Origin of the sequence: Nocardioides litoris (genome assembly GCF_006346315.1) — a bacterium.
Classification (GTDB): Bacteria; Actinomycetota; Actinomycetes; order Propionibacteriales; family Nocardioidaceae; genus Nocardioides; species Nocardioides litoris.
Genome location: NZ_VDMR01000004.1, coordinates 91,926 through 113,225, shown reverse-complemented (window position 1 = coordinate 113,225; position 21,300 = coordinate 91,926). Strand labels below are relative to the sequence as shown.

Genomic DNA, 21,300 nt, shown 5'->3' with positions numbered 1-21,300 from the left:
AGCGCGCCGCGCACCTGCGACCCGACCCCACGGTGGTCGAGGAAGGCCGCCTGCGGCCTGTCTCGAGACCACCTCAAGCGATGCGGCGTGTGGTCTCGAGTCGGGACTCCGTCCTTCCTCGACCACCGTGGGTCGAGGCCACCTCAACCGATGCGGCGTGTGGTCTCGAGACGGGACTCCGTCCCTCCTCGACCACCGTGGGTCGAGACCACCTCAACCGATGCGGCGCGTGGTCTCGAGACGGGACTCCGTCCCTCCTCGACCACCGTGTCTCGACCACCGTGGGTCAGCCGCTGCGGCGCGTGGGCTCACCCCGCGTTGACGAGCTCCAGGGTGAGGTCGGGGCGCTGGAAGAGGCCGGCGACGCGCATCCGCCGCAGCGAGCCGACCCGGCCCGGCTCCCAGGCGTGGTAGACGAGTCGCAGCGACTCGCGGCGCCCGTCCCGGGTGACGATCGCGGTGGCGCCGCCGGGGCCGGGATGGCCGGTGGTGGCGGTGCTGAGGAGCGGCAGCGGCGAGGGGCGGCCGCAGGGTCCGGCCGGGCCCTCGCAGATCGCGTACCCGGTGGCGTAGTCGGCGGAGGTCCAGTAGTTGCCGGAGTAGAAGAGGTAGGTGACGTCGCGGAAGGTCACCATGCTGGGGTTCTCGATGGTGTCGCCCTCCCAGCCGCCCTGGAAGGTGAGGATCTCGAAGGTCTGCGACCCGGGCGCCCAGTCGGTGCCGTCGGCGTTGAGCTGGCGGCTGAAGATGCCGGCGGGCCGCTTGCGGTACTCCCCGGAGTACTTCCACAGCATCCACGGCCGGCCCTCGGCGTCGAGGTACAGGTCGGGGTCGATGACGCCCTGGCGTGAGCTCGGCGCGCAGGCGAGGGGGTCGCCGAGGTGGGTGAACGGCCCGGCCGGGCTGGTGCCGCGGGCCAGGCCGATGCAGTTGTGGCGCTGGCCGCCGACGACGCCGTACTGCGCGGAGTAGGCCAGCGTCCACCCGTCGCCGATGCGCTCGACGCCGGGCGCCCAGAGGCCGCCGCCCCCGCCGCGGCCCTGCACCCAGGGCCCGACCTGCGGCAGCGCGTCGGGACCGAGGGCGGTCCAGGTGCGCAGGTCGTCGGAGACGAGGGTCGGGACGTGCCGCCCGGAGGTGTTGGTGGCGTAGGCCCACCAGCGCCCGTCGGCGCGGACGACGTCGGGGTCGGCGAAGGCGCCGCGGTACGTCGAGCCCGGCACCCAGGCCTCGCCCGCGCCGTCGACGACGACCTCGGCCGGGCGCTGCTGGGTCGGCAGCCGCGAGGCGATGCGCTCGGCCAGCGCGGCGAGCCGCACGAGGTCGTTGTCGACCTGGCTCTCGGGCGGGGGCGGAGGGGTCGTGATCTCGGCGTCCTCGAGCGCGGCCGGGTCGCCGGGTGCGGCCTCCGAGGGCGGTGCGGTCGGTCCGGACGGCGCCGAGGTGCTCGGCGCCGGGGCGGCGGGCCCCTCGGGAGCCCCCGCACAACCGGCCACGAGCGCCAGCACGACCGCCGCGACGGCGCCGGCGAGGGCCGGGCGTCGGCGGGGTCGGAGCAGCACGCGCCCATGGTGCCCCACGACCGGCGGGCGCCGGGGACGATCGGGGGTGGCGTCAGACCGTGCCGCGCACCAGCGGCGCGTCGAGCGGCTCGGTGCCGGTCTTGCGGGCGCGGAACAGCGCCGCGGGCCGCCCCCGCGTGGCCGCGCGCTGCTCACCGGTCGGCACCACCCAGTCCGCGGCCCCGCGCACCTTGCGCTGGAAGTTGCCCGGGTCGAGCGGCCGGTCCCACACCGTCTCGTAGACCGCCCGCAGCTCGGCCAGCGTGAACTCCTCGGGCAGGAACGCCGTGCCGAGCGCGGTGTACTCCAGCTTGGAGGCCAACCGCTCCACCGCGTCGTCGAGGACCGCGCCGTGGTCGAAGGCCAGCGCGTCACGCCGTACGCCGCCGACCGGGTGCCAGGCGGCGCCGGCCGCGTCGGTGCCGGCGAGCGGGGCCACCGGCTCCGGCAGCACGGCGAGGTGGGCCACGCTGACCGTGCGGGCGCGCGGGTCGCGGTCGGGGGCGCCGTAGGACCGCAGCTGCTCGAGCACCGGCTCGTCGACCCCGGTCTCCTCCCACAGCTCGCGCCGGGCCGCGGCGAGCAGGTCCTCCTCGGGCCGCAGGAACCCGCCGGGCAGCGCGAGCGACCCGCGCCACGGCTCGACGCCGCGCTCGACCAGCAGCACGGCGAGGTCGCCGTCGGCGATGCTGAACGCCACGACGTCGACAGCGACGTAGCTGACCGGGTACTCACTCACACCGTCACATTAATTGTGGACTTGACACGAAACAAGCCGCAGCGCATCTTTGTCACACCGACAACAAATCAAGCTCAGGGAGGTCCGTCATGGACTGGACCGAGATCGCCGCCTTCGCCACCGGCCTGCTCTGCGTCTACCTCGTGGTGCGCCAGCACGTGGCCAACTTCGCCGTCGGCATCGCCAACAACGTGCTGTTCATCGCCCTCTTCGTCCCCGTCGGCCTGTACGCCGACGCCGGGCTGCAGGTCGTCTACATCGGCCTCGCCCTGCTCGGGTGGTACTGGTGGGTGCGCGGCGGCGAGCAGGGCACCGGCGTCGTGGTCCACGACCCGTCGGCCCGGGCCCTGGTCGGGTGCCTGGTCGCCGTCGCGGTCATCACCGCGACCCTGCAGTGGGTGCTGCTGACCTGGACCGACTCCACGGTCGCCGGCTGGGACGCCCTGACGACCGCGCTCAGCCTGGTCGCGCAGTTCATGCTCTCGCGCAAGTGGGTCGCCAACTGGTGGTTCTGGATCGCCGCCGACCTGGTCTACATCCCGCTCTACGCCCACAAGGGCCTCTGGCTCACCGCCGGCCTGTACGTCGTGTTCCTCGGCCTGTGCGTCGCAGGGCTCGTGCAGTGGCGCCGGGCGCGCACCACGCTCGACCAGGACGCGCCCGTCGCAGCGGGGGTCGCGTGAGCCGTTTCCGGCACGGGCTGGTGCTGGGCAAGTTCTGGCCGCTGCACGCCGGGCACCAGCACCTCGTCGAGGAGGCACGGGCCGCCTGCGACCGGGTGACCGTGCAGGTGCTGGCCCGTCGCGAGGAGGACGCGCCGCTCGACGTCCGGGTCGGCTGGGTGGCCGAGCTCTTCCCCGACGTGCACCTCGTGGCGGCCCACGACGAGACACCGGTGGACCTCGACGACCCCGACATCTGGGACCGGCACATGGAGGTCATCACCGGCCTGCTCGACGAGCCGGTCGACGCGGCCTTCACCTCCGACGACTACGGCGCCGAGCTGGCCCGCCGGCTCGGCGCGACCTGGGTGCAGGTCGACCCGGGCCGGGTCGAGGTGCCGGTCTCGGGCACGGCCGTGCGCGCCGACCCCGGCGGCCACTGGGCGTTCCTCGCCCCGCCGGTGCGCGCCTGGTACGTCCGCCGCGTCGTCGTCACCGGCGCCGAGTCGACGGGCTCGACCACCCTGGCCGCCGCGCTGGCGGAGCGGCTGGGCTGCCCGTGGGTGCCGGAGTTCGGCCGGCACTGGTCGGAGGTCCGGCCCGGCGGGCTCGACGCGCCCTGGCGCACCGAGGAGTTCGTCCACGTGGTGCGCGAGCAGCGCGCCTGGGAGGAGGCCGCCGCCCGTCGTACGCCGGTGCCGTGGCTGGTCTGCGACACCGACAACCAGGCCACGACCCTGTGGCACGAGCGGTACGTCGGCCACCTCTCCCCCGAGGTCGCCACGGCCGCGGCCGACCAGGTGCGTCCGGCGGCGCGGATCCTCACCGGCGACGAGATCCCGTTCGTGCAGGACGGCCTGCGCGACGGCGAGCACGTGCGGCACGCCATGCAGCAGCGCTTCCGCGACACCCTCGGCGACGACGGCGTGCCGTGGGTCGAGGTGCACGGCACGGTCGCCGACCGGGTCGAGCAGGCGCTGGCCTTCCTGCACCACAGGGTGGGCGAGGACGCAGACTGAAGCACACGGTGGTCGAGGAAGGCGCGCCAGCGCCTGTCTCGAGACGGTTGCTGCGCAACCTCCTCGACCACCGTGGTCACACCTCCGCGGCCACCAGCGCCGGCAGGGACGAGGCGAGCACGTGCTCGAGCTCGGCGCGGGAGACGCCGGCGGGGTCGGCGACCCACGACAGCACCAGCTCCTCGGCCATGGCCGACCAGCCGCGCACGACGAGCCGGATGACCGGGGTGTCGGGGATCAGGTCGCCCTGGGCGTCCTCGGTGAAGATCCGGTCCGTCAGGGCCGAGCGGGCCTCGTCGTAGATGGCCCGGAGGGTCTCGTTGCCGCCCTGGGCGCCCTTGACCAGCGAGAGGTAGCCCGCGTAGTTGCTCACCACGTAGTCGACGTACGCCGTCATCGACGCCGCGAGCCGGGCGAGCGGGTCGCCCGACGGTGGCGGGGCGGTCTGGGCGACGAGGTCGTCGGCGGCGCGGCGCACGACGGCCTCGTGGAAGGCGTGCTTGTTGCCGAAGTAGTGGTAGAGCAGGCCACGGGAGATGCCCGCCTCCTCGGCGAGCAGGTCGATGCTCAGCTCGTCGAGCGAGCGGTCGGCGAGCAGCCGCACCCCGAGGTCGAGCAGCTGCGAGCGGCGCTCGTCGGGGGTGAGGCGGGTGCGGGTGGGTGTGCCTGCGGTCACGCACCGCAGTCTATTGACACTTGTTCAATAACGCCAATAGCGTCCTCCCCATGACCGAGCAGACCGTCGACCACCTTGTCATCGGCGCCGGCTTCGCGGGCCTGTGCGCGGCGATCAAGCTCGACGAGGCGGGCGAGACGGACTTCGTGGTCGTCGAGCGCGGCGCCGACGTCGGCGGCACCTGGCGCGACAACACCTACCCCGGTGCGGCCTGCGACGTCCCGAGCCAGCTCTACTCCTTCTCCTTCGCCCCCAACCCCGACTGGTCGATGTCGTTCTCGCCCCAGCCGGAGATCCATGCCTACATCCAGCGCGTGGCCCGCGAGTCCGGCACCCTCGACCGGTTCCGCTTCGAGACCACCGTCGACGACGCCCGCTGGGACGAGGCGCAGCAGCGCTGGGTCGTGCGCACCACCGGCCCGGCCGGCCCCACGACGTACGCAGCCCGCACGGTCATCAGCGGCGCCGGCGGCCTCTCCGAGCCCCGCCTGCCCGACATCGAGGGCATCGAGGGCTTCGGCGGCGAGCTGTTCCACTCCGCGCGCTGGGACCACGACGTCGACCTGGCCGGCAAGCGGGTCGCGGTGATCGGCACCGGCGCCTCGGCCATCCAGATCGTGCCGGCCATCCAGCCGCAGGTCGGCCACCTCGACGTCTACCAGCGCACCGCGCCCTGGGTGATGCCGCGCCACGACCGCCGCTACCCCACGATCGAGAAGGCCGCGCTGCGCCACGTGCCGGGCCTGCAGAAGGTCTACCGCGAGGCCATCTACTGGGGCCGGGAGTCCTACGTGCTGCCCTTCACCCAGGCGCCCGGCATCCTCGCCCCGGTCCAGCAAGTCGCGAAGCGCAACATCGACAAGGCGATCAGCGACCCCGGGCTGCGGGCCAAGGTCACCCCCGACTTCCGGATGGGCTGCAAGCGCATCCTCATCAGCAACGCCTACTACCCCGCGCTCGCCGCCGACAACGCCGACGTCGTCACCGACCGGATCACCCGCGTCACCCCGACCGGCATCGTCAGCACCGCCCCCGACGGCACCGAGACCGAGCGGCCCGTCGACGTCATCGTCGTCGCCACCGGCTTCCACACCACCGAGCTGCCGATCACCGAGCACATCACCGGCCGGGAGGGCCACACGCTCGCGCGGCAGTTCGAGGAGCGCGGCATGGCGGCCTACAAGGGCTCGACGGTGCCGGGCTTCCCCAACCTGTTCTTCGTGGTCGGCCCCAACGTCGGCCTCGGGCACTCCTCGATGGTCTTCATGATCGAGGCGCAGGTCTCGTACGTCGTCGACGCGATCCGCACGATGCGCACCCACCGGTACGCCGCGGTCGAGGTGACCGAGGCCGCCGAACGCGCGTTCAACGCCGACCTGCAGCGCCGGATGGGCCGCACGGTGTGGAGCACCGGCGGCTGCGCGAGCTGGTACCTCGACAAGCACGGCAACAACACCACCCTGTGGCCCCGCGCCACTTTCACGTTCCGGGCCCTGACCCGGCGCTTCGACGTGGCGGCGTACGCCGTCACGGCCCCTACCCCTGATCGAGAGGTCGTCCCCGCATGAAGACGCTCAACGCCAAGGTCGCCGTCGTCACCGGTGCCGGCTCCGGCATCGGCCGCGCCCTGACCCTGGACCTGGCCGGCAAGGGCGCGCAGCTCGCGCTCTCCGACGTCGACGAGACCGGCCTCGCCGAGACCGTCCGCCTCGTGGAGTCCGCCGCCCCGGGCACGAAGGTCAAGAGCGACCGGCTCGACGTGTCCGACCGCGACGCCTTCGCCCGCTACGCCCTCGACGTGGTCGAGCACTTCGGCCGGGTCAACGTGGTCGTCAACAACGCGGGCGTCGCGCTCGCCGGCGACCTCGCCGACCTCGAGTACGCCGACATGGACTGGATCATGGGCATCAACTTCTGGGGCGTCGTGCACGGCACCAAGGAGTTCCTGCCCCACCTGATCGCCAGCGGCGACGGCCACGTCGTCAACATCTCTTCGCTCTTCGGCCTCGTCTCGATGCCGGGCCAGTCGATGTACAACGCCTCGAAGTACGCCGTGCGCGGCATGACCGAGGCGCTGCGCGAGGAGATGCTCATCGCCAAGCACCCGGTCGGCGTGACCGCCGTCCACCCCGGTGGCATCAAGACCGCCATCGCCCGCAACTCCCGCGTCTCGGCCAAGGAGGACCAGGCCGCCACGGCGAAGTTCTTCGACGAGAAGCTGGCCAAGATGACCCCGGAGAAGGCCGCGGCGATCATCGTCCGCGGCATCCTGAAGAACCAGCCCCGGGTGCTCGTCGGCCTCGACGCCCACGCCATCCACACCGCCGCCAAGCTCGTCGGCGCCCGCTACCAGGACGTCGTCGCCGCCGGCGCCGGCAAGGTGCTGCCCGCCAAGACCAAGGTCGTCTGACCCCGCCCCTCCCGCTCCACCCACGCTGACCCGTCGTCGATGCACGACGGGTCAGCGTCGTGACAGGCTGCCCGCATGACGTCGCCCGACCTCGACGCCGGCGCCTCCGTGCGGGTCGAGATGACCAAGTGGGGCGACCGGCCGCACTGGGCCTTCGACGCGGTGTGGCTCGGCACGGACGTGCACGGCGCCTGGATCGGCATCCCGTCCGGGACGCCGATGGCGCGACCGGGCGCGTCGTTGGTGACCGAGACGGCCCAGGTCGGGCTCGTGCCAGCCGACGCCGGGTGGCTGGCCACCTTCCACGCCCCCGGCTACGTCGTGGCGACGTACGTCGACATGACGAGCGTGCCCGTCTGGGACCTCGCCGCGCCGGTGCCGACGTGCCGCGCGGTCGACCTCGACCTCGACGTCATCGAGATGCCCGACGGGCGGGTGGTGGTCGACGACGAGGACGAGTTCGCCGAGCACCGGGTGACGCTCGGCTACCCGCCCGAGGTGGTCAGCCTCGCCGAGACCTCGTGTGCGTGGGTGGCGGGCTCGGTGTCGGCGGGGTCGGCGCCGTTCGACGGGGTGGCCGCTCGTCGCTGGTTCGACCTGCTCGCGTCCCTCGGCGGCTGATCACGCCGACCGGACCGACCAGCTTGGGGCCGGCCAGCCGGGACTCGACCCGGCGCGCCTCGCGGGCCAACGGCTGGGCGAGGTACTCCCCCAGGATCACGCCCGCCGCCACCGCCAGCGCCACGGACGCGGCCCCGATGAGGGCCACCAGCCCGAGCGAGGTGTCGCGGCGGCTGCCCTCGCCGAGCAGCGACAGACCGCGGTAGATCGCGATGCCGGGCAGCATCGGCACCACGGCCGAGACCACGACGATCAGCGGCGGCACCGTGAGGCGGCGCGCGACGGCGTACCCGACGAGGCCGACGAACAGCGCCGCGAACCCCACCGACCACGCGCCCGTGATGCCCGGCGCCTCGACCGTGCGCGAGATCGCCATGGCCAGGCCCGCCACGGCGGCGATGGGCAGCAGGACCCGCTTCGGGGAGTACGACGCGAACGCGAACGCCGCGGCCGCGACCGCCGCGCCGGCGACCCCGAGCCCGACGGTCTGGATGCTCGTCGCCCCGGGCTCGTACGTCGGCAGCTCGACCCCCAGGGCGGCGGCCAGGCTGAGTCCGCCGCTGACCCCGGCGATGATGCCCGCGGTGGAGAGCATGGCCTCGGTGATGCGGGCGCCGGCGGTGATGTAGAAGCCAGTGAGCGCGTCCTGGATGGCCCCCATGAACCCGATGCCCGCGAGCAGCATCACGATGTTGGCGGTGACGACGAGGGACACGTCGAGGCCCTGGTCGAGCCACCGGTCGGCGGCCGCGGCCCCCACGGCGACCGCGGTGGCCACCGCACCGCCCGCGACCTGCTGGTAGAAGACCGGCAGCCGCCGCCGGGCGATGCGCAGCTGCGACCGGTCGATGAGGACCGCGGCCAGGGCGGCGAGGAGGATGACCACCACGTCGCCGCCGAGCTGGAGGGCGACGCCGGCCGCCATCGCGGCCCACCCGCCGGTGACGGCCCACCGCGGCCGGTCATGGCCGGTGGAGACGATCCGCCGCACCTCGGCCCGGCCCTCGCGCAGGCCCGTGCGGCCGGCGACGACGTCGCGCACGAGGTGGTCGACGCGGGTCAGGTCCTGGTAGTCGATCGTGCGCTGCACGACCTGGCGGGTGACGATCAGCGGCGGGTCCTGCGGGTCGTCCTGGTGGGTGATCGACAGCGAGGTGAAGGTGATGTCGACCTCCGCGCGCTCGGCGCCGAGCGCCCGCGCGAGCGAGAGCATCGTCGCGGTGACGTCGGCCGCCCCGGCGCCGGAGGAGAGCAAGAGCTCACCCACGCGCAGGCAGAAGTCGAGGGTCAGCGCGAGGCGGTTGGGCAGCGGGATCTGCTGGGTCGCGGGGAGGTCCTGCTCAGCCATCCTGCGATGGTCGCGCACGGGGCCGGGGCCACCCAAGGAGCGGGCGAGCGATGTCGGTCACCCCGGCGGGAGAGGCCGCCCCCCAGCCGTTGTGGAACGCTGGCCCGGTGCGGATCGACTTCCACGCCTCGGCCGACTACACGCTCGGCGTGGAGTGGGAGCTGGCGCTCGTCGACCGCCGCAGCCGCGACCTGCGCAACGACGCCCAGCACCTCTTCGCCCGGGCTCGCCCCCGCCTGCCGCACCCCGAGCGGCTGCACCAGGAGCTGCTGCGCAACACCGTCGAGCTGGTCACCGGCGTGTGCTCGACGGTCGGCGAGGCGATGGACGACCTGCGGGCGACGCTCGCGCCCGTGCTCGCCGCGGGCGACGACCTCGACCTCGACCTGTACGGCGCCGGGACGCACCCCTTCGCCTCCTGGACCGGCCAGCAGCTCAGCGCCGGCCACCGCTACGAGGAGCTGATCGACCGCACCCAGTGGTGGGGCCGGCAGATGCTGATCTGGGGCGTCCACGTGCACGTCGGGCTCCCCGAGCGCGACCGGGTGCTGCCCGTGCTGTCCTCCCTGCTCAACTACTTCCCGCACCTGCAGGCGCTCTCGGCCTCCTCGCCCGTGTGGGGCGGCCTCGACACGGGCTACGCGTCCAACCGGGCCCTGATGTTCCAGCAGCTGCCCACCGCCGGTCTGCCGTTCCAGTTCGAGACCTGGGCGCAGTTCGAGGCCTTCGCCCAGGACCAGGTCACCACCGGCGTCATCGACGACCTCAGCGAGATCCGCTGGGACCTGCGGCCCGCGCCGCACCTCGGCACGCTGGAGAACCGCGTCTGCGACGGCGTCTCCTCCCTGCGCGACCTCGCCGCCCTGACCGCGCTGTGCCACTGCCTCGTGGTCGACCTCGACACCCGGATGGCCGCCGGCGAGACCCTGCCGACCATGCCGCCCTGGCACGTGCAGGAGAACAAGTGGCGCGCCGCCCGCTACGGCCTCGACGCCATCGTCATCCTCGACGCCGCCTCCACCGAGCGGCTCGTCACCGACGACCTCGCCGACCTGCTGGTGCGGCTCGAGCCGACCGCCGAGCGGCTCGGCTGCGCCGCCGAGCTGGCCTCGGTGGCCGAGGTGGTGGCCGGCGGGGCGTCGTACCAGCGGCAGCGGGCGGTCGCCGCCGCCCACGACGGCGACCTGGTGGCCGTCGTCGACTCCGTGGTCCGCGAGCTGCGCGCCTCGGTCTGACCCGGGCGCAGGGTCCTGGGCCTAGCGGGCGTACCCGCCGTCGGGCTCGACCATCTCCAGGCGTACGCCGACCAGCCGGACGGGTCGACGGCGCTCCACCCGGGCCAGCAGCGACACGGCCGCGTCGGCCAGCACCTCCGGGTCGTCGGTCGGCCCGTCGGGCAGCTTGCGGCTGCGCTGCACCGTCTGGAACGCGCTGTCGCGCACCTTGAGCCCCACCCGCCAGGCCGGCCGCCCCTCGGCGGCGATGTCGGCCACCACCCGCCCCGTGATGCGGCGGACGGCCGCCTCGACGTCGGCGTCGTCGGCCAGGTCGACCTGGAACGTCTCCTCCCGGCCGTGCGCCCGCGGCACCCACGGCGTGGGGTCGACCCGGCTGGTGTCGACCCCGCGGCCGAGCCGGTGGTACCACGGCCCCATCGTCGGGCCGATCGCCTCGGCCAGCACCCGGACGTCGGAGGTGGCGAGCTGGGCCACGGTCTCGATGCCGAGGGCGGCGAGCCGCTTCTCGATCTTGGCGCCGACGCCCCACAGCGCCCGGGTCGGGCGGTGCCCCATCTGGGCGAACCAGGTCTCGTCGCTGATGCGGAACACGCCCCGCGGCTTGCCGAAGTCGGTGGCGATCTTGGCCTGCAGCTTGTTGTCGCCGATGCCGACGGAGCAGTGCAGGCCGGTCGCGGCCAGCACCTCGGCCCGCACCTGCAGGGCGAAGGCCTCCGGGTCGTGCCCACCACCAGGCTCGGCACCGTCGGGGCCCGGCCGGAGCCCGACGAACGCCTCGTCCCAGCCCAGCACCTCGACGTCGACCGGGTCGCCGGCCCACCGCGCCGCGCGCAGCGTGGTCATCACCGCGGCCGAGGCCCCCTCGTAGGTCGGGAAGTCGACCGGGAGGAAGACCGCGTCGGGGCACTTCTTCAGCGCCGTGCGCAGCGGCATCCCGGACCGGACCCCGTGCTCGCGCGCCTCGTACGACGCCGTCGAGACGACACCCCGCTCCGTCGGGTCACCGCGCCCCCCGACCACCACCGGTCGGCCCGCGAGCTCGGGCCGGCGCAGCACCTCCATGGCGGCGAGGAACTGGTCGAGGTCGACGTGCAGCACCGGCACGGTCATGGGGTGATGCTGTCACCCCCGGGGCCACCGGTGCGCGAGCGTGGTCTCGGGACAGGCCGCCAGGCGGCCTTCCTCGACCACCGTGGCGCCCGGCCGTCAGGCCGCCTTCCTCGACCACCGGGGAGCCGGGTACGGCTGGCGCTCGGTCACTCGTGGGCGCGGACCCAGGCGAGGGAACGCTGGAGGTCGCCGAGGTCGCGGTACCAGGTGCGGACCTCGACCCGGCAGCGGACGCGGTCGAGGCGGGTGTCGTACTCGCTGCACTCGGCCGCGGCCTCGGAGTCGGTGGGCGGGCTGAGGGTCGAGCCGTCGGCGTAGGTCAGGGTGAACCCGTTGGCCGGGTCGCCCTCGACGTGGGTGATGATCGGCCGGTCGGTCGCCAGGGCGGCCGAGGCCGGACCGCCCGGGGCGAGCAGGCCGGCGAGCAGCCCGAGGACCGCGGTCGCGAGCAGGAGCGGCAGGGGGCGGGTCGGAGCGGTCACAGGAGGGTCCTCTCGGTCGTCCACCGGCTGGTCCGGTGGCACGCGAGGGACGCTAGGGACGCGCGCCGACGGTGCGGCCCGACCGCGACGGGCCCTGTGGACAGCCGCCGCGGGTGCCCGGCCTGGGGACGACTCCGGGACAGGCCCGGCCGGTCAGCGGGCCCGGGTCACCGTGATCGTGCTGTTGGTGCAGCCCGAGGCCAGCGACGACATCGCCGACCGCTCGGCGGAGTCGACCGAGAGCCGCCAGCGCAGCTTCACCGCGACGTACTCGCGCAGGTAGCGGCAGCGGTCGCGGGCGGGCAGCCACTCGGCGATGTCCTGGTCGCTCTTGGACCGGTTGACCGAGGACGTCACCGCGACGAGCGCGCGGGAGTCGCCGAGGTCGTTGGCGTAGGCCTGCCGGGTCGCCGACGACCAGGTGCGGGCGCCGGAGTCCCAGGCCTCGGCGAGCGGCACCATGTGGTCGATGTCGAGCGCGGAGGCCGAGGTCTGCGAGACGCCGTCGTAGTAGGAGTACCAGCGGCCCCCGGACAACGAGCACGACGAGCCCACGCTGACCGGGTCGTCGGCCTCGGAGACCAGCACCTCGTTGCGGGTGCTGCAGCCGTCGCCGTCGGCATCGATCCAGTGGTTGAACAGGTCGCGGCTGTAGCCGGTGCGGACCTCCGAGGCACCGGCCAGGTCGCCGATCGCGGTGACCAGGGGCGCGGAGTAGGACTCGGCGTGCGCGGCCGGCGACACGGCGAGGAGGCCGGACGAGGCCGTGAGCAGCCCGAGGGCGAGGGTGAGCGGACGACGCATGCTGGACTCCCGAGTGTCCGTGGTGGTGTGCGGCGGTGTGCGTGGCGGTCGGGCCCGAGCCTGCGGCCCCGGGGCCCCCACGACAACCGTCGGCGCGCAGGTCGAGGGAGAACCCTCGGTGAACGCTGCTCCACCTCTCGGCGACCCGGCCCCGGACGGGTGTCTTGTGGAGCCCGTCACGCCGCGACAGGATCGCGAGGTGGCCACCCCGATCGACCCGACAGCGACCGCGTTCCTGCTGGCCGAGAACCGCAACATGCCGATGCACGTGGGCGGCCTGCAGCTGTTCGAGAAGCCCGAGGGCGCCGACCGCGACTACACCCGGCAGATGTTCGAGTCGATGCTCGACGTCGACGAGGTGGCGCCGCTGTTCCTCAAGCACCCGCACCGCTCGGTGCGCACCGGCGCCCAGCTGGTCTGGAAGCCCGACGACCAGTTCGACATCGAGCACCACGTGCGGCACAGCGCGCTGCCCCAGCCCGGCCGCGTGCGCGAGCTCCTCGAGCTCTGCGGACGGCTGCACAGCACCCGCCTGGCGTGGGAGCGTCCGCTGTGGGAGGCCCACCTGATCGAGGGCCTGCGTGACGGCCGCGTCGCGATGTACACCAAGACCCACCACGCGCTCGTCGACGGCGTCTCCGCCATGCGGCTGCTGGCCAGCGTGCTGAGCACCGACCCCGACGAGCGCGACATGCCGCCGCCGTGGGGCCACCAGCCGCGCCGACGCCGTACGAGGAACGACGACCGCGCCGCGGACGGCGGTGGCCTGTCCGAGCTGCCCCTGACCGCGCTGCGCACGGCACTCGGCATCACCGCCGAGGCGGCCGGCATGCCGAGCGCGCTGGTCAAGACGCTGCGCAAGGGCCTGAAGAACGAGACCTCCGCCCTCTCGCTCTACGCCCCGCGCACCATCTTCAACCAGGACATCACGGGCTCGCGTCGCTTCGCCGCCGACGACTGGCCGATCGAGCGGCTGCGCGCGATCGGCAAGGCCACCGGCACGACCATCAACGACGTCGTCCTGGCCATGTGCTCCGGCGCGATGCGCACCTACCTCGGCGAGCTCGACGCGCTGCCCGACAAGCCGCTCGTGGCGATGGTGCCGGTGGGCCTGAACGCCAAGCAGTCCCAGGCGGCCAGTGCCGAGGGCGGCAACGCGGTGGGCGCGGTCATGGTGCAGATGGCCACCGACCTCGCCGACCCGGCCCGCCGCCTCGGCGCCATCCACAAGTCGATGAAGGACGGCAAGGACGCGCTGTCGTCGATGACGCCCGTGCAGATCGTCGCCATGAGCGCGATCGGCCAGGTGCCGGCCATCCTGACGCCCGTCCTCAAGATGCAGGGCATCGTGCGGCCGCCGTACAACCTCATCATCAGCAACGTGCCCGGCCCGCGCAGCACGCACTACTGGAACGGCGCCAAGCTCCTCGGCACCTACCCGCTGTCGATCCCCATCAACGGCATGGCGCTCAACATCACCTGCAGCTCCTACGACGGCAACATGGCCTTCGGGCTGACGGGCTGCCGCCGCACCGTGCCCCACCTGCAGCGGCTGCTCACCCACCTCGACGACGAGGTCGCCGCCCTGGAGAAGGCCGCCGGGGTCGCCTAGGCCCGCTCCGCCGTACGCCGTGAGCCGGACTCCCACAGGGGGCCGGCGACCAGCCAGACCACCACGACCAGCCCGAGCGGACCCGCGGAGCCGAGCACGGCCGCGCGCTGGTCGGGGTCGGCCACCAACGACAGCAGCCCGAGCACCGCGACGGCGATCGTGGCCGCCAGCACGACCCGGAACCACTCGACCCACAGGGCACGCCGCCGCTCCGGCGAGCCCGCGGCGGGCTTGGGTGCCGGTGGCGGACCGCCGGCGAAGCGGTGCGCGAAGCGCACGTCGGCCCAGCGGACCAGGCTGTGGCCGAAGGCCAGGGAGAAGCCGAGGTAGACCGCGGCCAGGCTGTGCACGGAGTGGAACTCGGCCCCGCGCGCCAGGTCGACGCCCGTCGCGACGAGCAGCACGACGTCGACCAGGGGCACCCCGGCCAGGACCACCGCGCCGAGCCGCGGTCGGCTCGCGGGGTAGCGCAGCAGCATCCCGGCGGCCAGCACCACCCAGAACGCCACCTCGCACGCGACGATGACGAACGCGATCATGACCCCTCCCAAGCCAGCACGACTGTGTTGCCAACGACCCTAGCACGGTTGTGACACGGCCGTACTACCATCGTCCCGTGCCCCGGCTCATCGACCACGACCACCGCCGCGCCGAGCTGGCCGAGGCGGTCTGGCGGATCATCGCCCGCGACGGCCTCGAGGCCGTCTCGGTGCGCCACGTCGCCGCCGAGGCCGGGGTCTCGGCCGGGTCGCTGCGCCACGTGCTCCCGACCAAGGCCGACCTGCTCACCGCCGCCATGGAGCTCGTGGTGGAGCGGGCCGCCGCCCGCTTCCGAGCCCGCGCCGACCGTCCGGTGCCCGACCGCGCCGCCGTCCTCGCCCTGCTCACCGAGCTGCTCCCGCTCGACGAGGAGCGCAGCCTCGAGCTGCGCACGCACCTCGCCCTCGTGCTCGGCTCCCCCGGCCACCCCGAGCTGGTCCGGCTGCGCGCGACCCTCGACGACGCCCTCCGGCAGGGCTGCCGGGCCGCCCTCGACCTCGCCGCGGCCGCGGGCCTGCTGCGCCCCGACCTCGACCTCGACCTCGAGGCGCTGCGGCTCGCGGTGGTCGTCGACGGCCTCGCCCTGCACCTGCTCGGCCCCGGTGCGGACCTCGAGCCCACCGCGGCCGAGGCCGTGCTCGACGGGCACCTCGCCGCGCTCGGCCCCTGACCGGGCCCCGTGTGCGTCACATCCGTCTCACCCGAAACATGGGCACGGCGACGCCTCTTGTTTACCCTGGGTCGGTGCGCCCCCTCCCCGCCGCCGCCCTGACCTGCCTGCTCGCCCTCGCGGCGCCGGTCGTCGCCCCCGCCGCCCCCGCCGCCGTCCCGGCCCAGGCGGGGACGCAGCGCGACCAGCGCGACCAGCGCGACCAGCGCGACCGGGACCGGCCCACCGGGTTCGTCCAGGGCACCCGCAAGCCCCAGACCAGCGACGGGGTGGTCGGGCCCGCGCCGCGCGAGGTCGCCCCCTCGCTGCGCGGCTCCGCACGCCGGACCCCGGTCACGACGCCGGTCGTGCCGGGCGTCGACGTCACCACCTGGGACGAGGCGACGAGCCGCGGCCCGGTGCACCTCTCGCTGCTCTCGGTCCGGTGGGGCACCCCCGGTCTGAGCATCGACCAGGTGAACTCCGGGCCCGTGGCGGCCGTCGACACCGTCTCCCGCATGGTCGCCCGCGACGGCGGCGTGGCCGGGGTCAACGCCGACTTCTTCGACATCGGCGACACCGGCGCCCCGCTCGGTGTGGGTCGCGACCGCCAGCGTGGCCTGCTGCACGGACGGCTCGACAGCTGGAACTCCGCGTTCTACGTCGACCGCACCGGCACCCCCCAGATCGGGCCGCTGCCCACCGTGGTCCGCATCAAGCAGCGCCCGCAGCTGCGTGTCGACGGGTTCAACTCCCCCTCGGTGCTGCCGGGCCGGATCGCCGCCTGGACGCCCGCCTGGGGCCGCACCTCCGGCTACCGCTGGACCGATGGGCAGCGCAAGCGCGTCCGCATCGTGCAGGTCGTCAAGAACAAGGTGAAGTGGACCGGCACCCGCCTGCCGCGCGGCACGGCGTTCCGCGGGACGCTCCTCGTCGGCCGCGACGCCGGCGCCGCGCAGCTGCGCCAGTTCAAGCGCGGCATGCGGCTCAAGCTGGAGCGCCGCGTCCCCGGCCAGCCGCAGATGGCGGTCACCGGCAACAAGTTCCTGCTCCTCGACGGCACCGTCACCGTCGTCGACGACCGCGAGATGCACCCCCGCACCGCCGTCGGCATCGACCGCGACACCGGCACGCTGCTCTTCCTCGCCGTCGACGGCCGCTCGCAGGCCAGCCGCGGCTACACGATGGTCGAGCTGGCCCAGAAGATGATGGACCTCGGCGCCGAGTCGGCCCTCAACCTCGACGGCGGCGGCTCCACCACGATGGTCGCCCGGCGCGCCGGCTCCGCCACCCTCGGCGTCGTCAACGTGCCCTCCGACGGCGCCCAGCGTCGGGTCGCCAACGGCGTGTCGATCCAGTACCGCCCGCGCTGAGCCCTCTCGGTCGACCGGTCGGACGTCAGCCGGTCAGCCCAGCACCGCCACGACGGCCACGGTCGTCACCGGCGCGAAGCAGTTGGGCAGCGGGTCGACGACCTTCTGCGGCGTGATCACCCAGCCCTCGCCGGCCCGGGCCACCGACACCCCGGGCGGTACGTCGCAGCCGACCGACACCACGGCGCCGTACAGCTCGCCGAGCCGGTCGCCCGCCGCGGCCGCTGAGCGCACCTGCTCCTCCACGGCCGACCGCAGGCCCTCGTCGGTGATGCCGGATAGCAGCGCGTCGGTCTCGCCGGGCGCGACGGGGACGGCCTCGGTCTGCACCGTGCCGCCGGCGGCGGTGGCGTGCTCGAGGGCGACGACGACGCCCCCCTCCGCGCCGTCGGGCTGCGACGGCGGGGTCAGCGGCGGCGACTTCGTCGGCTCGTCACCGTCGCTCGGGCCGGTCGACGGGGTCGAGGAGGGCGCGGGCGCCGAGGGGCTCGAGGGGGCCGAGGGGGTCGGCGACTGCGCGGTCGGCGCGGGGTCGGAGGCGGAGTCGTCGCCGCCGTCGCCACAGCCGGAGAGCAGCAGCGCGGACGTCGCCGCGAGGGCGGCCAGGGCACCGAGAGGTCGTCGCATGGTCCTTCGACGGTACTGCGCCCGGATCGGTTCCGGCAGTGCCGGCGGGGGGCTGGTGGGGTGCTGGCAGGCTGGTCGCGTGGGTTTCACGCAGGCCGAGCTGGAGGCGTTCCGCGACACCGAGGTGCCCGACCTGCTGCCGGGGCCGGGGCAGCCGCTGCGGCTGCTCTTCGTCGGCATCAACCCCGGCCTGTGGACCGCGGCCACGCAGACCCACTTCGCCCGGCCGGGCAACCGCTTCTACCCCGCGCTGCAGCGCGCCGGCATCGTCGAGCGCCGCATCGACCCCGCGACCGGCATGACCGACGACGACCGCGAGCACCTGCGCTCCCGTGGCATCGGCATCACCAACGTGGTGCGCCGCGCCACGGCCAGGGCCTCCGAGCTCACCCCCGAGGAGTACGCCGAGGGCGGCGCCCGCCTGCGCGACCTGGTCGACCGGGTGCAGCCGACCGTGGTCGCCGTCGCGGGCGTCACCGCCTGGCGGGCGGCGTACCGGCAACCGAAGGCCAGGGCCGGCCGCCAGCCCGACGACTGGGGCACGACCCAGGTCTGGGTCGTGCCCAACCCCAGCGGCCTCAACGCCCACGACACCGTCGAGACCCTCGCCGCGGCGTACGCCGAGCCGGCGCGGGCCGCGGGACTGCTCGGTCCCGGCTGACCGGCCCGGCTGACAGGCCCGGCTGACAGGCCCGGCTGACAGGCCCGGTTGGGGCTCAGACCGGGAAGGGCTGGTCCTTGCCGAGGACCGTGAGGCCGTCCTCGACCACGAACCCGCGGGCGCGGTCCTCCTCGGGGTCGACGCCGATGCGGGCGCCGGGCGGGACGACGACGTTCTTGTCGAGGATCGCGTTGCGCACGGTCGCGCCGGCGCCGACGCGGACGCCGTTCATCAGCACCGACCCCTCGACCGACGCGCCGGGAGCGACGCCGACGGCGGGCGAGAGCACCGACCGCACGACCGACCCGCCGCTGACCACGACCCCGGGCGAGAGGACGGCGTCGTCGACGTGGGAGGCCTGGCCCTCGGCGGCGCCGACCTTGGCCGGCGGCTGAGGTCCGTAGGAGGTGTAGATCGGCCACTGGAAGTTGTAGAGGTTGAACACTGGGAGGGGGGACACGACGTCCATGTGCGCGGCGTAGTAGGAGCCGAGCGTCCCGACGTCGCGCCAGTAGCCGCGGTCGCGGTCGGTCGAGCCGGGCACGTCGTTGAGCTGGTAGTCGTAGACGCCGGCCTGGTCGCGACGCACGAACGACGGCACGATGTCGCCGCCCATGTCGTGCTTGGACCCGTCGGTCGTGCTGTCGCGGGTGACGGCCTCGACGAGCGCGTCGGCGTCGAAGACGTAGTTGCCCATCGAGGCCAGCACCTCGCCGGGCGAGTCGGGCAGGCCGACCGGGTCGGTCGGCTTCTCCAGGAAGTCGCGGATGCGGCTGGGCTGGTCGGGCACCACGTCGATGACGCCGAACTGGTCGGCCAGGCCGATCGGCTGGCGGATCGCGGCGACCGTGCAGGCCGCGCCCGAGTCCACGTGCGCGGCCACCATCTGGGAGAAGTCCATGCGGTAGACGTGGTCGGCACCCACGACGACGACGATGTCGGGCTTCTCGTCACGGATGAGGTTGAGCGACTGGAAGATCGCGTCACCGCTGCCGAGGTACCAGTGCTTGCCGACGCGCTGCTGGGCCGGCACCGGGGCGATGTAGTTGCCGAGCATCGTCGACATCCGCCAGGTCTGCGTGACGTGCCGGTCGAGGCTGTGCGACTTGTACTGCGTGAGCACGACGATCTTCAGGTAGCCGGAGTTCACGACGTTGGACAGCGCGTAGTCGATGAGCCGGTAGATGCCGGCGAAGGGCACGGCCGGCTTCGCACGGTCGGCCGTCAACGGCATCAGGCGCTTGCCCTCCCCGCCCGCGAGCACGATGGCCAGGACCTTCTTGCGGGCACTCATGGTGGAACCGTAGTGGGGATCACATCGGGATAGGTTGCTCGGCGTGAGGGTCGACGTGTTGTCCAAGGAGTACCCACCCGAGATCTACGGCGGCGCCGGGGTCCACGTGGCCGAGCTGGTGCGGGCCCTGCGCCGCCTCGGCGGCGAGCTCGACGTCGACGCGCGGGTCCACGCCTTCGGTGCGCCGCGCGAGGAGACCGGCACGACGTCGTACGCCGACCTCGCGGGGCTCGAGCAGGCCAACGCGGCGCTGCGCACCCTCGGGGTCGACCTGGCCATCGCCGACGCGTGCGCCGGCACCGACCTCGTGCACTCCCACACCTGGTACGCCAACATGGCCGGCCACCTCGCGGGCCTGCTCCACGGCGTCCCGCACGTCGTCACCGCCCACTCCCTCGAGCCGCTCCGGCCGTGGAAGGCCGAGCAGCTCGGCGGCGGGTACGCCGTCTCGTCGTGGGCCGAGCGGACGGCGTACGAGGGGGCGGCGGCGGTCGTCGCCGTCTCGGCGGCGATGCGCGACGACGTGCTCGCCGCCTACCCCGCGGTCGACCCGGCGCGCGTGCACGTCGTGCACAACGGCATCGACACCGAGCTGTGGTCGCCGACCGCGGCGCCCGACCGGGTGCGTGGGATCGGCGTCGACCCCGACCGGCCGTCGGTGGTCTTCGTCGGTCGGATCACGCGGCAGAAGGGGCTGCCGCTGTTCCTGCGCGCGGTCGCCGCGCTGCCGCCGGAGGTGCAGGTCGTGCTGTGCGCCGGCGCGCCCGACACCCCCGAGATCATGGCCGAGGTGCGCGGGCTCGTCGACGGCCTCTCGGCCACCCGCACCGGCGTGGTGTGGATCGAGGACATGCTCCCCCGCGCCGACGTCGTCGCGCTGCTCACCGCGGCCACCGTGTTCGCCTGCCCGTCGGTCTACGAGCCGCTCGGCATCGTCAACCTCGAGGCCATGGCCTGCGAGACCGCGGTCGTCGCCACCGCCACCGGCGGCATCCCCGAGGTGGTGGTCGACGGCGCCACCGGAGTGCTCGTGCCCATCGAGCAGGCCACCGACGGCACCGGCACCCCGCTCGACCCGGAGAGGTACGTCGCCGACTTCGCCGACGCGCTGACCCGGCTCGTGACCGACCCCGACCGGGCCGCGACCTACGGCCGGGCCGGCCGGGCGCGCGCGGTCGAGTCGTTCGGCTGGGACGCCATCGCCCGCCGCACGGTCGAGGTCTACCGCTCGGTCTGAGCCGCCGGCGGCGCCGCCTGCGCGCGCCGCGTGTCGAGGTCGACCACCACGGCGTCCCGGCCGTCCGCCGCGGCTGGCTCGAGGTCCTCGATCGTCACCCGGCCCACGTCGATAGTGACCCTCCGGCCACCGACCACGACCTCGCCCCGCACCCGGTGCCCGCCGCGCAGCCCCGCGGTCAGGGCCGCGTCGAGCGAGGTCTCGGTGCTCGGGGCCAGGAACTCGCGGGACAGGAACCGCAGCCAGCTCGCCACCGCGTCGGCGTCGTCGGGCTGGTCGGCCAGCTCGTCGACGAGCAGCAGGAACCGGCCGTCCTCGCTCGGCCGCCACGGGCAGCACCGTCGCGGCTGGCCGGGCCACACGCGCCGGACGGCGGCGTCGGCCGCGAACGCCGCGAGGAACCGCACCTCACCCTCCCCCAGGGGCGGGTCGATGACGACGAAGCGTGCGGGCACCGCTGGTTGCCTCCTGCGTGGGGGACCGTCCCCATGCGTGCCGGAGCCCGAGCAGAGGCGGTGCGACGGCCCGGGGGAAGACCCGCGCCGCCCACGCCGTACCCCCGGGGGCGGGGCGTATGCCAGGGCGCCCCACCGCGTTCACGGGCCGGCCACCACCCCGTCGGGCTAGGTTGTCGCT

At 74.1% G+C, this 21,300-nt stretch carries 22 protein-coding genes; 11 read left to right on the top strand and 11 right to left on the bottom strand.

Going from position 1 to position 21,300, the window contains the following annotated elements; translation table 11 throughout:
* Window positions 1-308: 308 nt before the first annotated feature.
* Together FJQ57_RS14670 and FJQ57_RS14665 are read right to left on the bottom strand one after the other, a co-directional pair.
* Entirely contained in the window at window positions 309-1,562 is a 1,254-nt protein-coding gene (locus tag FJQ57_RS14670; RefSeq protein ID WP_170219450.1) for a glycoside hydrolase family 43 protein, read from the bottom strand.
* A gap of 52 nt (window positions 1,563-1,614) precedes the next feature.
* Window positions 1,615-2,301: an NUDIX hydrolase gene (locus FJQ57_RS14665; protein WP_139981562.1), complete on the bottom strand. Its 687-nt coding sequence runs from the start codon at window positions 2,299-2,301 to the stop codon at window positions 1,615-1,617.
* Window positions 2,302-2,390: 89 nt separating this feature from the next.
* Here FJQ57_RS14665 and pnuC point away from each other — a divergent pair, with 89 nt between their 5' ends.
* Both pnuC and FJQ57_RS14655 read left to right on the top strand, forming a co-directional pair.
* The gene (gene pnuC / locus FJQ57_RS14660; protein WP_139981560.1) at window positions 2,391-2,984 is read left to right on the top strand and encodes a nicotinamide riboside transporter PnuC; all 594 of its coding nucleotides are present in this window, start codon (window positions 2,391-2,393) and stop codon (window positions 2,982-2,984) included.
* Window positions 2,981-3,982: an AAA family ATPase gene (locus FJQ57_RS14655; RefSeq protein ID WP_139981558.1), complete on the top strand. Its 1,002-nt coding sequence runs from the start codon at window positions 2,981-2,983 to the stop codon at window positions 3,980-3,982. The genes pnuC and FJQ57_RS14655 overlap by 4 nt, the downstream gene beginning before the upstream one ends.
* 76 nt (window positions 3,983-4,058) lie before the next feature.
* Here FJQ57_RS14655 and FJQ57_RS14650 read toward each other — a convergent pair whose 3' ends face one another.
* A complete protein-coding gene (locus tag FJQ57_RS14650) occupies window positions 4,059-4,658 on the bottom strand; it encodes a TetR/AcrR family transcriptional regulator (RefSeq protein ID WP_139981556.1) in 600 nt (199 codons plus the stop codon).
* 50 nt (window positions 4,659-4,708) lie between these two features.
* On the opposite strand from FJQ57_RS14650, the gene FJQ57_RS14645 reads away from it, so the two are divergent.
* The 3 genes from FJQ57_RS14645 (at window position 4,709) to FJQ57_RS14635 (ending at window position 7,689) form a co-directional block, all read left to right on the top strand.
* The gene (locus FJQ57_RS14645) at window positions 4,709-6,226 is read left to right on the top strand and encodes a flavin-containing monooxygenase (protein WP_139981554.1); all 1,518 of its coding nucleotides are present in this window, start codon (window positions 4,709-4,711) and stop codon (window positions 6,224-6,226) included.
* Window positions 6,223-7,068: an SDR family NAD(P)-dependent oxidoreductase gene (locus FJQ57_RS14640; protein WP_139981552.1), complete on the top strand. Its 846-nt coding sequence runs from the start codon at window positions 6,223-6,225 to the stop codon at window positions 7,066-7,068. Before FJQ57_RS14645 ends, FJQ57_RS14640 begins: the two co-directional genes overlap by 4 nt.
* 75 nt (window positions 7,069-7,143) lie before the next feature.
* Window positions 7,144-7,689 (top strand): ribonuclease FAU-1 family protein, encoded by a 546-nt coding sequence (locus tag FJQ57_RS14635; RefSeq protein WP_139981550.1) that lies wholly within the window; start codon window positions 7,144-7,146, stop codon window positions 7,687-7,689.
* Here FJQ57_RS14635 and FJQ57_RS14630 read toward each other — a convergent pair.
* Entirely contained in the window at window positions 7,571-9,037 is a 1,467-nt protein-coding gene (locus tag FJQ57_RS14630) for a threonine/serine exporter family protein (protein WP_139981548.1), read from the bottom strand. The two genes, FJQ57_RS14635 and FJQ57_RS14630, sit on opposite strands and share 119 nt — an antisense overlap.
* 107 nt (window positions 9,038-9,144) lie before the next feature.
* Between FJQ57_RS14630 and FJQ57_RS14625 the strand changes: the two genes are divergently transcribed.
* On the top strand, window positions 9,145-10,272 hold the full coding sequence (locus tag FJQ57_RS14625; protein ID WP_211348948.1) for a glutamate--cysteine ligase: 1,128 nt from the start codon (window positions 9,145-9,147) through the stop codon (window positions 10,270-10,272).
* A 21-nt stretch (window positions 10,273-10,293) separates the two neighbouring features.
* Here FJQ57_RS14625 and FJQ57_RS14620 read toward each other — a convergent pair whose 3' ends face one another.
* The 3 genes from FJQ57_RS14620 to FJQ57_RS14610 all read right to left on the bottom strand — a co-directional run bounded on the left by FJQ57_RS14620 (window position 10,294) and on the right by FJQ57_RS14610 (window position 12,671).
* Entirely contained in the window at window positions 10,294-11,385 is a 1,092-nt protein-coding gene (locus tag FJQ57_RS14620; RefSeq protein WP_139981545.1) for a DNA polymerase IV, read from the bottom strand.
* Between the two features lie 146 nt (window positions 11,386-11,531).
* Entirely contained in the window at window positions 11,532-11,867 is a 336-nt protein-coding gene (locus FJQ57_RS14615) for a hypothetical protein (RefSeq protein WP_211348947.1), read from the bottom strand.
* 153 nt (window positions 11,868-12,020) lie between these two features.
* The gene (locus FJQ57_RS14610) at window positions 12,021-12,671 is read right to left on the bottom strand and encodes an HNH endonuclease family protein (protein ID WP_139981543.1); all 651 of its coding nucleotides are present in this window, start codon (window positions 12,669-12,671) and stop codon (window positions 12,021-12,023) included.
* Window positions 12,672-12,870: 199 nt separating this feature from the next.
* Here FJQ57_RS14610 and FJQ57_RS14605 point away from each other — a divergent pair, with 199 nt between their 5' ends.
* Window positions 12,871-14,283, top strand: coding sequence for a WS/DGAT/MGAT family O-acyltransferase (locus FJQ57_RS14605; protein ID WP_211348946.1), 1,413 nt, complete (start codon window positions 12,871-12,873; stop codon window positions 14,281-14,283).
* Here FJQ57_RS14605 and FJQ57_RS14600 read toward each other — a convergent pair.
* Window positions 14,280-14,822: a hypothetical protein gene (locus FJQ57_RS14600; RefSeq protein WP_139981539.1), complete on the bottom strand. Its 543-nt coding sequence runs from the start codon at window positions 14,820-14,822 to the stop codon at window positions 14,280-14,282. The genes FJQ57_RS14605 and FJQ57_RS14600 overlap by 4 nt on opposite strands.
* Window positions 14,823-14,899: 77 nt before the next feature.
* On the opposite strand from FJQ57_RS14600, the gene FJQ57_RS14595 reads away from it, so the two are divergent.
* A complete protein-coding gene (locus FJQ57_RS14595; RefSeq protein ID WP_170219449.1) occupies window positions 14,900-15,493 on the top strand; it encodes a TetR/AcrR family transcriptional regulator in 594 nt (197 codons plus the stop codon).
* A 74-nt stretch (window positions 15,494-15,567) separates the two neighbouring features.
* Complete coding sequence (locus FJQ57_RS14590; protein WP_139981535.1) at window positions 15,568-16,845, top strand: phosphodiester glycosidase family protein; 1,278 nt, start codon at window positions 15,568-15,570, stop codon at window positions 16,843-16,845.
* 33 nt (window positions 16,846-16,878) lie between these two features.
* Here the strand turns inward: FJQ57_RS14590 and FJQ57_RS14585 are convergent, their stop codons facing one another.
* Window positions 16,879-17,472: a hypothetical protein gene (locus tag FJQ57_RS14585; protein ID WP_139981533.1), complete on the bottom strand. Its 594-nt coding sequence runs from the start codon at window positions 17,470-17,472 to the stop codon at window positions 16,879-16,881.
* Between the two features lie 79 nt (window positions 17,473-17,551).
* Between FJQ57_RS14585 and FJQ57_RS14580 the strand changes: the two genes are divergently transcribed.
* Window positions 17,552-18,133, top strand: coding sequence for a mismatch-specific DNA-glycosylase (locus tag FJQ57_RS14580; RefSeq protein WP_139981531.1), 582 nt, complete (start codon window positions 17,552-17,554; stop codon window positions 18,131-18,133).
* Window positions 18,134-18,188: 55 nt separating this feature from the next.
* On the opposite strand, the gene FJQ57_RS14575 is transcribed toward FJQ57_RS14580, so the two are convergent.
* Entirely contained in the window at window positions 18,189-19,427 is a 1,239-nt protein-coding gene (locus FJQ57_RS14575; RefSeq protein WP_139981529.1) for a glucose-1-phosphate adenylyltransferase, read from the bottom strand.
* 43 nt (window positions 19,428-19,470) lie between these two features.
* On the opposite strand from FJQ57_RS14575, the gene glgA reads away from it, so the two are divergent.
* Window positions 19,471-20,664, top strand: coding sequence for a glycogen synthase (gene glgA / locus FJQ57_RS14570; RefSeq protein ID WP_211348944.1), 1,194 nt, complete (start codon window positions 19,471-19,473; stop codon window positions 20,662-20,664).
* Here glgA and FJQ57_RS14565 read toward each other — a convergent pair.
* The gene (locus tag FJQ57_RS14565; RefSeq protein WP_139981526.1) at window positions 20,649-21,119 is read right to left on the bottom strand and encodes a hypothetical protein; all 471 of its coding nucleotides are present in this window, start codon (window positions 21,117-21,119) and stop codon (window positions 20,649-20,651) included. The two genes, glgA and FJQ57_RS14565, sit on opposite strands and share 16 nt — an antisense overlap.
* Window positions 21,120-21,300: the final 181 nt, after the last annotated feature.

Excerpts from the sequence above, each read along its gene's own strand:
- pnuC (WP_139981560.1), top strand. The coding sequence starts at position 2,391 with ATGGACTGGACCGAGATCGCCGCCTTCGCCACCGGCCTGCTCTGCGTC.
- FJQ57_RS14645 (WP_139981554.1), top strand. The coding sequence starts at position 4,709 with ATGACCGAGCAGACCGTCGACCACCTTGTCATCGGCGCCGGCTTCGCG.
- FJQ57_RS14640 (WP_139981552.1), top strand. The coding sequence starts at position 6,223 with ATGAAGACGCTCAACGCCAAGGTCGCCGTCGTCACCGGTGCCGGCTCC.
- FJQ57_RS14635 (WP_139981550.1), top strand. The coding sequence starts at position 7,144 with ATGACGTCGCCCGACCTCGACGCCGGCGCCTCCGTGCGGGTCGAGATG.
- FJQ57_RS14630 (WP_139981548.1), bottom strand. The coding sequence starts at position 9,037 with ATGGCTGAGCAGGACCTCCCCGCGACCCAGCAGATCCCGCTGCCCAAC.
- FJQ57_RS14620 (WP_139981545.1), bottom strand. The coding sequence starts at position 11,385 with ATGACCGTGCCGGTGCTGCACGTCGACCTCGACCAGTTCCTCGCCGCC.
- FJQ57_RS14610 (WP_139981543.1), bottom strand. The coding sequence starts at position 12,671 with ATGCGTCGTCCGCTCACCCTCGCCCTCGGGCTGCTCACGGCCTCGTCC.
- FJQ57_RS14600 (WP_139981539.1), bottom strand. The coding sequence starts at position 14,822 with ATGATCGCGTTCGTCATCGTCGCGTGCGAGGTGGCGTTCTGGGTGGTG.
- FJQ57_RS14585 (WP_139981533.1), bottom strand. The coding sequence starts at position 17,472 with ATGCGACGACCTCTCGGTGCCCTGGCCGCCCTCGCGGCGACGTCCGCG.
- FJQ57_RS14575 (WP_139981529.1), bottom strand. The coding sequence starts at position 19,427 with ATGAGTGCCCGCAAGAAGGTCCTGGCCATCGTGCTCGCGGGCGGGGAG.